Genomic DNA, 12,778 nt, shown 5'->3' with positions numbered 1-12,778 from the left:
AATAAAAAACATCTATGTTAAAAATAGCAGATAAAACCTTTAAATCACGTTTATTTACAGGTACTGGTAAATTTGGCTCTGCCAAATTGATGGAAGAAGCTTTATTAGCATCCGAGTCAGAATTGGTAACGGTAGCCTTAAAACGAGTTGATTTACAGTACAAAGAAGATGATATTCTTCAGCATTTAAATCATCCACACTTAAATTTATTACCCAATACATCGGGTGTTAGAAATGCTAAAGAAGCGGTTTATGCCGCACAACTGGCTCGTGAAGCATTAGAAACCAATTGGGTTAAATTAGAAATACATCCTGATCCGAAATATCTAATGCCAGACCCGATAGAAACTTTATTGGCTACTGAAGAACTGGCAAAATTGGGCTTTATAGTTTTACCTTACATACATGCCGACCCAGTGTTGTGTAAGCGTTTAGAAGATGCAGGTACAGCAGCAGTAATGCCTTTAGGCTCGCCAATTGGTAGTAATAAAGGCCTAAAAACAATTGATTTTCTTGAGATTATCATCTCGCAAAGTAAAGTCCCTGTAGTTATTGATGCTGGCATTGGAGCGCCATCAGATGCAGCAAAAGCCATGGAAATAGGTGCCGATGCTGTTTTGGTAAATACAGCTATTGCTGTTGCAGGTAATCCTGTAGAGATGGCTATAGCCTTTAAAATGGCCGTTGAAGCGGGTAGAAAGGCCTACGAAGCCAAATTAGCAAAAACAGTAAACCATGCAGTTGCAAGTAGTCCATTAACTTCTTTTTTAGATGTCTGAGTTTTTAGAAATATTTAAGCAATACCATTGGGATGATGTTAAAGCATCTATCTACAATAAAAACCATATTGATGTTGAAGAGGCCTTACACAACCCAAAAAGAGGTTTAGAAGATTTTAAAGCCTTGGTTTCGCCAGCAGCATCAGCTTATTTAGAGCCTATGGCACAATTAAGTCATCAGCTTACGCAAAAGCGTTTTGGTAAGACTTTGCAAATGTATATCCCACTTTATTTATCTAACGAGTGTCATAACATTTGCACTTATTGCGGTTTTAGCCTCGATAATAAAATCAAAAGGAAAACGCTAAGCCCCTTAGAGATTATGCAGGAGGTAAGTGTAATCAAAAATATGGGGTATGACCATGTTTTACTAGTTACAGGCGAAGCCAACCAAACGGTACATGTAGATTATTTTAAAAAGGTTTTGGATTTGATTAGACCTCATTTCTCACATATATCTATGGAAGTACAGCCTTTAGACCAAGAAGATTATGAAGCTTTAATCCCGCTAGGTTTAAATACTGTTTTGGTTTATCAAGAAACTTATCATCAGGAAGATTATAAAAAACATCACCCGAAAGGGAAAAAATCAAATTTTGAATACCGTTTAGCAACGCCTGATAGGTTGGGGAGGGCCGGAATCCATAAAATGGGTTTAGGTGTTTTAATTGGTTTGGAAGATTGGAGAACAGATTGCTTTTTTACAGCCTTACATTTGCAATATCTAGAAAAAACCTATTGGCAAACAAAGTACAGCTTATCGTTTCCGCGATTAAGACCTTTTAGTGGTGGTTTAGAACCGAAAGTAGCCATGAATGATAGAGAATTGGCACAATTAATTTGCGCTTATAGGATTTTTGATGAAGAGGTAGAATTGTCTTTATCTACCAGAGAATCAGCTTCTTTTAGAAATCATATCATTAAAATGGGAATTACCTCTATAAGTGCCGGAAGTAAAACCAACCCAGGAGGCTATACCGTAGAGCCAGAATCTTTAGAACAGTTTGAAATTAGCGATGAACGCAGTCCACAAGAAATTGCCCAAATGATAAAAAACAGCGGATATGAGGTTGTTTGGAAAGATTGGGATCAAGTTTTGTAAATTGCTGAGCTTTTAAATATGATAAGATGAACTTAAACGAGGCAGAAAAGATAAGATATAACAGGCAACTCATTTTACCTGAGCTAGGTTTATCTGGCCAGAATAAACTTAAAAATGCCAAAGTTTTAATGATTGGTGCTGGAGGTTTGGGTTGCCCGGTTTTGCAATATCTGGCTGCAGCAGGAGTAGGGCATATAGGCATTATTGACCATGATGTGGTTGATGAAAGTAACCTTCATCGTCAAATTTTATATAACCATTTAGATATAGGTAAAAACAAAGCTTTAGTTGCCCAAGAAAAATTGTCTTTGTTAAATCCTTTAGTTAAAACTGATGCTTATTCCTTTAAGTTAAGTGATGAAAATGCTTCAGAAATTATCCAAAACTATGATTTAATAATTGACGGTTCTGACAATTTTAAAACTCGGTATTTGGTTAATGATGTTTGTGTTGCCTTAAATAAACCGTGGGTATTTGGTTCTATTTTTAAATTTGAAGGTCAGGTTGCTATTTTTCATCCCGAAAGGGCAAATACTTATCGTGATGTTTACCCAGAAGCTCCAGATGAAAGTACAGTACCCAATTGTGCAGAAATTGGTGTTTTAGGAGTGCTACCGGGTTTAATTGGTTTGATAATGGCTAATGAAGCTATCAAGTTTATTTGCGATATTGGTGAAACTTTATTGGGTAAATTGTTGGTTTATGATACTTTAGAGAATGATTTTAAGATTTATCAACTTACACAACCCAAACTAAAAATAGAAGAAAAACCATTAAAAGCTGATAAAAACGTGGCCACAGAAATAGAATTTGACGATTTAGAACAACTAGGAGCTTATTATTTGTTAGATGTAAGAGAAGAGTGGGAGTTTGAAGATTTTAATAAAGGAGGTACCAATATCCCTTTAAATCTTTTACCTCAGCAATTGCATGTATTAGCAGGAGAGGATAAAATTGTTTGCTGCTGTAATTATGGTAATAAAAGTAAAATAGCAGTAAAACTTATTAAAGACCAATATCCTGATAAGGAAGTATATAGCGTAAAAAACGGTATAGAAGAGTGTTAAGCTACTTTTCTTTTAGATTTTTCCCATGCAGCAGATTGTTGGCCTTTAAAATATCTGATAGTGCCTGCTAAGGCTGCATAGTTCATTAAACAGAAATAATAAGGAATAAAAAACAGCTTGATTTTTAGTTTTTTCTGTTCTAAAAACCAACCCAAAGCTGATGCTGTATAGAAAAGCACTTGTATAAGCAAAATTACTTGGTATAAAAGCAAATCTGGATATTGGTAAACAATTAAACAGTTTAAAATAAAAGCTACCAACATTAAAGCTGGTGTAACTGCCCATCTTAATACTTTATGACTAATGTATTGAAAAGTTAGAATAGGATTATTAAAAGGATTAGCAGCCTTTTTTAACCTAAAAATAGATTGAATTCCGCCAGCTACAATTCTAATTTTTCTTTTAAGTTCTTCTGCTGAGTTTTCTGATGCCGTTTCAATTGCATAAGCCTTTGGCTCATAAGCAATAATATAACCTTGCTCTGCAATGCGCATGGCTATCATATGGTCGTCTATAATGGTATCGCTTTCTACAGGTTGGTATAAAGCAGTTCTGATACTGAATAGCTCTCCGGCTGCGCCAATGCTAGAATAAAGCTCGTAATCCCATTTTTTTAAAGCCGATTCATATTTCCAGTAAAAACCTTCTCCGGCAGCGCTGGCATCAGCTTTTTCATCAACCATAATACGCTTTTCGCCTGCAACAGCACCAACTTTAGCTATTTGATAATGCTTTACAAGCTCTTTTATAGCCTCGGGATTTAAGAAAGTATTAGCATCTGTGAAAACGGTAATTTCGCCTTTAATATTTGGCATAGCTCTTTTAATAGCAGCCATTTTACCTGCTCTGTTATCCTGATGAAGCAGTTCTATATCTTTATATTGGCTAATAATTTGCGGTGTCTGGTCTGATGAGCCATCTGTGATAAACAAAATCTGAAACTTATCTTTTGGATAGTCTATAGCCAAACAGTTCTGAATTTTTTCTTCTATAAAATCTTCCTCATTAAAAGCAGCTATTAATAAAGTTGTACTTGGTAAATGGTTATCCACCAGGTTTTTGATATCCTTTTTAGGTTTAAAAAGTCTTTTAAGATTTATCAATATAAAAAGTAAAATTCCGTAGCCTAGAAAAGCGTAAAACACTATAAATAAAGAAAACCAGAAAAAAGCTATCATGAATTTTTGATTTTAAAGCCCAAGTTCTTACTGTCAATTGAATTAGAAAAATTCCATAAAACACCTTTTAAAACCCATTTTATTAAATCTTTTCTGCCTTTTAAAAGGTATTGAAGCATCATTCTAGGGCAGGCAATGCTACAATAATAAATACTAAAAGCAAAAGTGTTTAAAGAGCTAGTATTTTTTCTGATGAAAAGCATCCTATTTCTTACAGAGAAATAGGTTTTTAATGCGCTCTCTTTGCCAACACTTACCGATTCTTTATGGTAAATATGTGTTTTTCCGGTAAACCATATTTTTTTGTCCATTCTTTTAAACTTCTCGCACCAATCTAATTCTTCATAATACAAGAAATAATTTTCATCCATTTGCCCAGCTTTTTGTAAATCGGTTTTACGGCACATTACAGCGGCACCGTGGCAAAAACCAGTTTCGTTACTCATTTCTAGGTATTGCCCATTATTAGTTTCAAACTGGCCAATACAATCGTTTCTGGCAGTTAAATAGTTCAGAGGAGTGAAACCTGCATATTGTATCAGGCTTTTATCTTCATGGTAAAGAATTAATGGAGAAAGTAAGCCAATTTCTGGATTTTGTTCCAATTCAGAAATCATGGTTTCTATGCAACCCGGGATTATTTCTGTATCGTTGTTTAAAAGAAAGAGATAATCTCCTTTGGCAACTTGTAAACCTAAATTGTTACCACCTGCAAAACCAAGGTTTTTTTCTGAGCGTATAAAAACTATTTCTGGGTAATGTTTAAGAAATGTTTCATGATGATTTTCATCACTGCCGTTATCTATCAAAATAACTTCTAAATTAGCAGTTGAATAATGTGCCTTAACTGATTTTAGAAAATCTATAGTAGCTTGTGGCTGATTATAGTTTACAGTGATGATGGAGACTAAACTCATTGGTTAAAGAGAACAAAAAATATACAGCTTTCAAAATAAAAGATTTTGTCTGACGAAAAAAACATATCCGAGCAATTTAAGGCCTTTAAAGACCTTGAAAATAAAGATTTAAGTTTGGAAACAAAGTTAGATGAATTGATTTTATTGCTTGAAAAAAACGAGTTAGATACAGAAAGCATCAAAAAGATGCAGCAGAAATTTAATCGAGTTGTGGATAAAAAGATAGCTCAGAAAAATGCTATCAGCGAGATCAAGGATGTTTCTATGAAAAATCTTGACAATCTTGAAAAGCTAAATCAGTTAGAGATTTTATTAAACAACCATCATATAGATTCTAAGCAGGCCAGTAAAATTAAAATAGAAGTAGGCTTACTAAGGATAGTCAAAACATTGATAGGCTTTTTAATGATTACATTGGGTTTTGCCATGATTATTTTGCCTACGCCACATTCTTTTGAGATGTTTACCATTTTTTGGTTTAATCCCGATGATGGTGTTACATTGATGGATTTAATTTCGCTTTTAATTATTGCTACCGGAGTTTATATCGTCATTAAATCTTTTATTAAATTTAATAAATAACAAAGCAGCTTGAACAATAAAATACTCTTAGTAGACGACGAAGTTTTACAACTGAAAATCATGGAAAGATTGCTGAAATCTGATGGTTATCAGTGTATTTCTGTTACTTCTGTACAAGAGGCAGAGCTTGTTTTGAAAAATCAAATTCCAGATTTAATCATTTCTGATTATGAAATGCCTGAGGCTAATGGCTTTGTTTTTAGAGAAAAACTTTTAAAAAACGATGCTTTAAAAAATGTTCCCTTTTTGTTTTTAACTTCTTTTAACCAAGAAGATTTGGTACAAAAAGGTTTAGACTTACAAGCCTTAGATTATATCCCTAAAAATATACCTCCGAGCCAGTTATTAGCAAAAATTAATAACTTGATGAATACGGTACATGAGCAGTACCAGAAATCATTATCGGAAATAAAAAATATTGCTAAAAAGCTTAATTTAAGTAATATACCTCCAAAAGCACCTTTGTTAAAACACTTTGAAATACACTATTTCAACCAATCTTATCAAAACCATCCAGGAGGAGATTTTATAGATTTTATTAAAATTAACGAGCGCTATACAATAATGGTTTTAGGAGACGTGATGGGTAAAAAATGGGGAGCTTGGTTTTTTTCTTTTAGCTTTCTAAGTTACATCAGGTCTGCTGTTAGAATTTGTGTTCTTGATGGAAACCTGTGTTTAAGCGAGATTTTACATAAAATAAATAAGGTTATTTATGCAGATGACTTTTTAAAAGATATATTCTCTACTTTAAGTATGGTTTTAGTTGATGATGAAGAGGCTAAAATTACCTATGCAGGAGCCGGAGATTTACCTTTGTTAAAATTTTCTCATCAGCACCAAGGGCTTTTATCTCATCAATCAGACGGGATTTTATTAGGATTTTTAGAAAATAGTACTTTTTCTGAGCAGGATATCACTTTCGAAGTAGGAGAAGAAGCTTATTTAGTTTCTGATGGTATGATAGATTTTGAGGTTAATGCAGTTAAAAAATCAGATATCAACCTGCTTAAAAAAAGATTATACGATTTAAAAATTTCAGGAAAATCAACAGAAGAAATCAAAGAAATTTTGTTTAACAAAGAGGTTTCACAAATAGATGATTGTAGTTTTATCATCATCAAAAGAAAATAATAATTTAAAGCTATGAAAATTAGTACAGTAAAAACTGACAAAGCGCTTATCATAAACATAGAAGAAGCTGAGGCAAACTTCTCAAAATCAGACCAATTTAAAGAGCTTGTTTTTCAGGAGATTGAAAAGGGGCATCATCAATTAATCATCTCTTTTAAGCAGGTAGATTATTTAGATAGTTCTTTTTTAGGAGCAGTGGTTGCCGTATTAAAGTATCTTATCCCGCTTCAAGGTAAATTGGTTTTGGTAGAATTAAATGCCGATATAAAAAATTTATTCGAATTAACCCGTTTAGATAAGGTTTTCGAAATTAAAAAGGATATTAATGAAGCTTCAAATATTTTTTAATGAGTTTAGCTTTACCCATAATTATTCAAGCAGAAGCTCCTCAAAAACCAGAGGATATCAATAGCTTTATAAAGGCATTTGTTGAGTTGCTTACTCAGCAAATTCAGCCTGATGCTAAACTTTTATCTAATATTAAACTTATTTTAATTGAGTACTGCACAAACGCGATTAAGCATGTTGCAGAGGAGGTGAATATCATACAAGCAGAGATAGACAAACCCCTCTTGCGCTTAAAAAAGATAGATAAAGCCCCAAAATTTAAAGTTGGAGATTTAATTCTTTCCCATGATATTCTTCAAAATTATGCCTTTGTGGAGCTTGATAAAGATAGTTTTCAGTTCATATTGAGAGAAGATAAACAGCAAGAAAACATCAATTTAATACCAGAGCATTTTGGTTTTGAAATCGTCATAAGAGCCTCAGAAGAATTTACCTATCATTATAATCAAGAAGATAAAACTAATGTGTTTTGTGCTAGCTTAACTTTAATCTAGAAATGGCTTTTATCCAAACTATTATCCAAAAAGTAAACAATAAGCATGTTTTGTCTTTAGCCGGAAATGGTTCTATGGCAGTTTTAGCAATGCTTACTGTTGCTATACTTTTTAGAAATTTAAGTTTGGTACAAATGGGGAGTTGGGTATTTTTCCAAACTATTTTTACTTTAATTGATGGCTTTAGATCTGGTTTTTTGCAAACCGCACTCATTAAATTTTACTCGGGAGTAGAGCATGCTAAAGCTAAATTAGTTTTAGGTTCTACTTGGTATATAGCGCTTCTTTTAACGTTTTTTTTTCTAGTTATCAACTTTATTTTGTATGTCATTTTATCTTTATCAAGTGATGCTAATCCAGATTTTCAAACTGCAGTAAAATGGTTTGGCGTAACGTTTTTAATGTCTTTACCTTATAATGTTAGCACTTGGATTTTACAGGCCGACCAAAGGTTCGACAGATTATTACTCTTACGACTAATCAGTCAGATTTTATTGATTTCGTTTGTTTTGGTCTTAATTTATACCGAGAACATAAATCTAAACTCGGTCTTAATAGCTAATTTAATAGCATTAAGTGTTACCAGCTTATTTACTATCCTTAAAAAATGGTCGGGTATAGAATATTGGTTTTCAAGAACTAAGGATAATGTAAAAGAATTATTTCATTTTGGTAAATACAGTGTTGGTAGTATGGTAAGTTCTTACTTGTTAAGAAGTTCTGATAATTTCATCATCATGTTTTTTTTGGGGCCTTCTGCCGTAGCTATGTATAGTATTCCTTTAAGGCTAATGGAGATTATTGAAATACCGCTTAGAAGTTTTATGGCAACTGCAATGCCTGCTATGTCTAATGCTTTTAATCAAAATAAAATAAAAGATTTAACTAATATCATGAACAAGTATATAGGTTTGTTAACTCTTAGCTTGTTACCAATATCAATTATAGCCGTTTTACTAGCACAATATGCCGTTTCTTTAATAGGAGGAGAGAAATATATAACAACTGATGCCGTTTTTGCGTATCAAGTGTTAATGTCATTCACAATTTTATATCCTTTAGATAGATTTTTAGGCGTTACCTTAGATATCATCAATAAACCTTCGCTCAATTTTATTAAAGTGGTTTTGATGCTTGTAGTAAATATAGTTTTTGATGTTATAGCTATAAATACTTTAAATTCTATTATTGGAGTTGCTTTGGCTAGTTTCTTTACTTTTACTGTTGGGATAGTGTTTGGATATTACTCTTTAAAGAAGTATCTAAATTTTAAGCTTTCAGACGTATGGATGAGTAGTATAAAAGAGGTTAAATTGGTGTTAAATAAGAATTTAAAAGTTAGAAAATTATGAAAATAGCTCATGTAATTCTAACTCATCAAAATCCTAAACAGCTATTAAGACTGGTTAATAGTTTAGTACATCCAGAAGCTTATTTTTTCATTCATCTAGACCTTAAAGCAGATTTAAATGCTTTTAAATCATGTTTTAATAATGAAAATGTGATTTTTATTAAAGATAGAGTTCAAGTTAAGTGGGGAACTTATAGTATGGTAAGAGCTACTTTAAATAGTTTTAAAGAAGTTTTAAGTTTTCCTTTAGATTTTGATTATATCAATCTATTAAGTGGTCAAGATTATCCTCTAAAAAGTACTCAAAGCTTTCACGATTTTCTTAAACAAAATGAAGGATTCTCTTTCATGCATTATTGGTTAATAAATACTGATTGGCTAGATGTACATTCCAGAATATTCGAGTATCATTTTGATGATTTTAACTTTGTTGGAAAATTTAAGTTAGCAGCTGTTTTAAATGCTGTTTTACCAAAAAGGAAGTTACCTTATGGTTTAGAGCCTGTTGGTCGTTCGCAGTGGTTTACTGTTCATAGGGTACATTTAATATATATGATGGATTATTTAGAAAAGCACCCTAAATACATCAAATATTTTAGGCTAACTTGGGGTTGCGATGAATTCTTTTTTCAAACTATCTTGTACAATTCTGTTTATAAAGAACAAATTATAAATAACAACTTAAGGTATATTGATTGGTCTGAAGGTAACGATAGCCCAAAAACTCTTACGATATCAGACTTAGAGAATTTAAAACATGCTAAAGATTTCTTTGCCAGAAAATTTGATGAAACAAAAAGCGCTGAGTTGTTAAAAGAGATAGATGCATTTAGAGATGCTCATTAACTTACTTTTTCCCAGCTTTTAGTTTCCCAATTATATCTTTTTACAATTACAGCAGGATTGCCTACTGCAACACTGTAATCATCAATATTTTTAGTGACTACGCTTCCGGCTCCAATAATACAATGTTTTCCAATCTTAACTCCAGCGGTTATTACAGAATTAGCACCAATCCATACATCTTCACCAATATCAACCAGTTTAGTAAGTACTTTCTGGTTTTTAGGTGCTACATGAATATCTTCATATTGATGATTTAGAGCAGAAATAACCACATGTTGAGCAATAATTGTATTATTACCTATATTAACAGGTCCAATAATAACGTTTGATAAACCAATAACTACATCGTTACCAATATTTACATCTCCAACAGCATTATTAATTACCGTAAAATCTTCTATCAGAGCGTTTTTTCCAACATTAAATGCTTTAAAAGGAAAAACATCTAATCTGCTTCTTCTTCTAATAATAGCACCTTTCCCTTTATGATGCTTAAAAGGGTTTAGAAAAAGCTTAACCCATAATCTTGGACTGTATCTGTTTTTTGGAATTAATAGCCATAAGGCTATTTTTTTTAAAAACGGATCTGATTTTATTTTATCTAAAACAGGCATATCATCAACGCTTTAATTTTGTATTAATGGCTTTGTAAATTTCTTTAACAGAATTTTCCCATGTGTGTGTTAAAGCAAATGCTATTCTTGCTTGAGCAATTTGCTGTGTATTTGTTAATAGTGCCTGTTCAATAAGAGTGGTATATTCTTCTTTATCTTTTGCTAAAAAGACATAATCTTTAAAAACTTCCATTGCTTCTGTTTGCGTTGCAACCACAGGTTTTCCTAGCGCTAAATACTCATCAATTTTGCGTGGGTAATTACCAATGGTTAATTGGTTTAGCAATTGTGGATTAATACAAACATCAAAGCTATTAATATATTTAGCTAATTCATCAACTTTTTTAGACCCTAAAAATAAAACATTACTTTGTTGATGAAGATTACTCTTTTGGAAAGTTTCGTCTTCGTTTCCAACCAAAACAACTATCCATTCTGGTTTATTTGAAGCTATTTGTTGTATAATTTCTATATCAAGTCTTGAGCTCGTGATAGCGCCAACGTAACCAATTATTGGTTTTTGTATTTCTTTCAGTTCCTCGGCTTTAGGGATGCTTTCTGGATGAAGAAATAAATCAAAATCACAACCTTGGCCAACATAAAACGAAGATGGATTGTATTGCTTACAATAATTGGTTAAGTAAACAGAGTTTGAAACTACTAAATCACTTTTTGTAATCAATAATGGTTCAAGCTTTTTGCCATGTTTATTCCAATACTCAGTAGCTAAAATATAGTCTCTTGAGTAATAGATACTAAGCTTTGGCTTTAATAACTCTTTAAGGTGAAAACTATCATGTAAATCATTGTCATTAAACAATATAATATCTTTAAAATCTAGTTTCTTAAGAGCTTCTTTAATTGTTTTAGCAAAGCGCTTGCTATTAATTTTGTTTACGATATCGAAAATGAAGTTATCTGGTAACCAATGGACAGATTCGCTAAAACAATTAGGAAACAAATTCCAAAAATTATGGTCTATTTCTACTAAGCCCGGAACTTCTTTTTTTATAACACGCTTTCTAAATTGTAATTTATTATCGGCATTATTTTTAAGAAACTCTTTCCTTTTTATTGGACTATTGACGTATAAAACACGGTTATGTTTAGCAAATTCTAGAGCAATATTTTTGCAATTGCTACCAATTTCAACATCCCAAGGTTGTTGTCCTACAATGACGATGTCTTTACCGCTTATCATATATTCTTAAATCTTAAGCGTAAATTTTGTAACCAATTTTTATCCATAAATGGTTTCTCAAATAACAAGAAGAATATCGCACTTAAACAAATAGTTATAGGTAAAAATATCAGTAACTGAATGGCTAAATTTATAAAATAGCTATCAGTAATATGAATATGTTTTGTGAATTTAATGATAAACTCTGATAAAGGTAAATGGACTAAGTAAATGGTATAGCACATACCACCGATGGCCATAACCCATTTATTACAAACAAATTTATTGATATATACGCCTTTAAATGCTGCGTAAAAGAATGAGAATAAAGTTAAAACAACAATTACTCTATTTAATATCTCAAAATCCCAACTCCAAAAGATAATGAGTGAAATTATAGAAATAAGGCCTAAAATATCATACCAGATATTTCTTTTGATTTGATCCCAATCGCATAAATAAATATCAGCTAGAAGAAAGCCTATTAAAAAATAATGTAAATGAGCTAGAATTGTTAAACTAGTAGGAGGAAGGTAAAATTTAAAATATTGTTGTAAGACCATCATCATGGCAGTAAAACTTATAATAGCTACTCTCCTCCAGATTTTATTTTTAATAGCAAATAAAGCTAAAGCCATAAATGGAGCTAATATGTAAAATTGTATTTCTATTTCTAATGTCCATGTAGGAGGGTTGAACGGAGACCAATCCTGATAAATAAAAGAATGTGTATAGGTGATATTTGCCAAATAATGAGGTAAATATTCTAAAAAGCTTTGTTTATGATAAAAGATAAATACAATGAAGAAAACTGTCATCCAGAAGATGTAAGGCGGTTCTAATCTGGTTATTCTTCTCCAGAAATATTCTTTAAGACTTACTTTTTTTGTGTTTTTTAAATGATATGAAGCAAAAGGTAATGCTAAGATGAATCCACTAATCACAAAGAAAATAAATACACCTAAAAAACCTCTTGAAGCTAAAAAACTACTATAATCATTTTCAAGAGGAGCATTAAATTTTATGCTTGTATTCCGCTCAAAACGCTCTGCCATATGCTGTATCATCACGGGTAGTATGGCTATAAATCTTAATCCATCAATTTCACTTATGAGTTTTCTACCAGAAGTTACTCTAGCTAATTTTTGAGGTATATTTTGTAGTAGTTTAATCATGAATTTTTAAA

The 12,778-nt window shown here is 31.8% G+C and carries 14 protein-coding genes; 9 read left to right on the top strand and 5 right to left on the bottom strand.

All coding sequences use genetic code 11. The features are described from left to right. The first annotated feature begins 14 nt into the window (after positions 1-14). Genes GJJ64_RS05020 through moeB form a run of 3 tightly spaced genes read left to right on the top strand, consistent with a single transcriptional unit; the run spans position 15 to position 2,948 of the window. Complete coding sequence (locus GJJ64_RS05020) at positions 15-779, top strand: thiazole synthase (RefSeq protein WP_154286627.1); 765 nt, start codon at positions 15-17, stop codon at positions 777-779. Further along, complete coding sequence (gene thiH, locus GJJ64_RS05015; protein WP_154286626.1) at positions 772-1,881, top strand: 2-iminoacetate synthase ThiH; 1,110 nt, start codon at positions 772-774, stop codon at positions 1,879-1,881. Before GJJ64_RS05020 ends, thiH begins: the two co-directional genes overlap by 8 nt. A gap of 26 nt (positions 1,882-1,907) precedes the next feature. Continuing rightward, positions 1,908-2,948 carry a HesA/MoeB/ThiF family protein gene (moeB, locus tag GJJ64_RS05010; protein WP_154286625.1) on the top strand — a complete coding sequence of 347 codons (1,041 nt, stop codon included), beginning with the start codon at positions 1,908-1,910 and terminating at the stop codon, positions 2,946-2,948. Here moeB and GJJ64_RS05005 read toward each other — a convergent pair. Next, a complete protein-coding gene (locus GJJ64_RS05005; RefSeq protein ID WP_154286624.1) occupies positions 2,945-4,126 on the bottom strand; it encodes a glycosyltransferase family 2 protein in 1,182 nt (393 codons plus the stop codon). The genes moeB and GJJ64_RS05005 overlap by 4 nt on opposite strands. Further along, positions 4,123-5,043: a glycosyltransferase family 2 protein gene (locus tag GJJ64_RS05000; RefSeq protein WP_154286623.1), complete on the bottom strand. Its 921-nt coding sequence runs from the start codon at positions 5,041-5,043 to the stop codon at positions 4,123-4,125. Before GJJ64_RS05000 ends, GJJ64_RS05005 begins: the two co-directional genes overlap by 4 nt. Positions 5,044-5,088: 45 nt before the next feature. Between GJJ64_RS05000 and GJJ64_RS04995 the strand changes: the two genes are divergently transcribed. The 6 genes from GJJ64_RS04995 to GJJ64_RS04970 are packed head-to-tail and all read left to right on the top strand — an operon-like array spanning position 5,089 to position 9,798. Then, complete coding sequence (locus GJJ64_RS04995; protein WP_154286622.1) at positions 5,089-5,625, top strand: hypothetical protein; 537 nt, start codon at positions 5,089-5,091, stop codon at positions 5,623-5,625. Positions 5,626-5,634: 9 nt separating this feature from the next. Then, complete coding sequence (locus GJJ64_RS04990) at positions 5,635-6,759, top strand: response regulator (RefSeq protein WP_154286621.1); 1,125 nt, start codon at positions 5,635-5,637, stop codon at positions 6,757-6,759. A 12-nt stretch (positions 6,760-6,771) separates the two neighbouring features. Continuing rightward, entirely contained in the window at positions 6,772-7,107 is a 336-nt protein-coding gene (locus GJJ64_RS04985; protein ID WP_154286620.1) for an STAS domain-containing protein, read from the top strand. Then, complete coding sequence (locus tag GJJ64_RS04980) at positions 7,107-7,601, top strand: hypothetical protein (RefSeq protein WP_154286619.1); 495 nt, start codon at positions 7,107-7,109, stop codon at positions 7,599-7,601. Before GJJ64_RS04985 ends, GJJ64_RS04980 begins: the two co-directional genes overlap by 1 nt. Positions 7,602-7,603: 2 nt before the next feature. After that, positions 7,604-8,953, top strand: coding sequence for an oligosaccharide flippase family protein (locus tag GJJ64_RS04975; protein ID WP_154286618.1), 1,350 nt, complete (start codon positions 7,604-7,606; stop codon positions 8,951-8,953). Continuing rightward, positions 8,950-9,798 carry a beta-1,6-N-acetylglucosaminyltransferase gene (locus tag GJJ64_RS04970; RefSeq protein WP_154286617.1) on the top strand — a complete coding sequence of 283 codons (849 nt, stop codon included), beginning with the start codon at positions 8,950-8,952 and terminating at the stop codon, positions 9,796-9,798. The genes GJJ64_RS04975 and GJJ64_RS04970 overlap by 4 nt, the downstream gene beginning before the upstream one ends. Here GJJ64_RS04970 and GJJ64_RS04965 read toward each other — a convergent pair. From GJJ64_RS04965 to GJJ64_RS04955, 3 genes are read right to left on the bottom strand one after another with little or no spacing between them, the layout of a single operon-like run. Next, on the bottom strand, positions 9,795-10,412 hold the full coding sequence (locus GJJ64_RS04965) for an acyltransferase (RefSeq protein WP_154286616.1): 618 nt from the start codon (positions 10,410-10,412) through the stop codon (positions 9,795-9,797). The genes GJJ64_RS04970 and GJJ64_RS04965 overlap by 4 nt on opposite strands. 4 nt (positions 10,413-10,416) lie before the next feature. Next, entirely contained in the window at positions 10,417-11,613 is a 1,197-nt protein-coding gene (locus GJJ64_RS04960) for a glycosyltransferase (protein ID WP_154286615.1), read from the bottom strand. Next, positions 11,610-12,767, bottom strand: coding sequence for an acyltransferase family protein (locus GJJ64_RS04955; RefSeq protein ID WP_154286614.1), 1,158 nt, complete (start codon positions 12,765-12,767; stop codon positions 11,610-11,612). Before GJJ64_RS04955 ends, GJJ64_RS04960 begins: the two co-directional genes overlap by 4 nt. Between the last annotated feature and the right edge of the window lie 11 nt (positions 12,768-12,778).

The organism is Pedobacter puniceum (genome assembly GCF_009674685.1).
Lineage (GTDB): Bacteria > Bacteroidota > Bacteroidia > Sphingobacteriales > Sphingobacteriaceae > Pseudopedobacter > Pseudopedobacter puniceum.
This window is presented reverse-complemented; position numbering and strand designations above follow the sequence as displayed.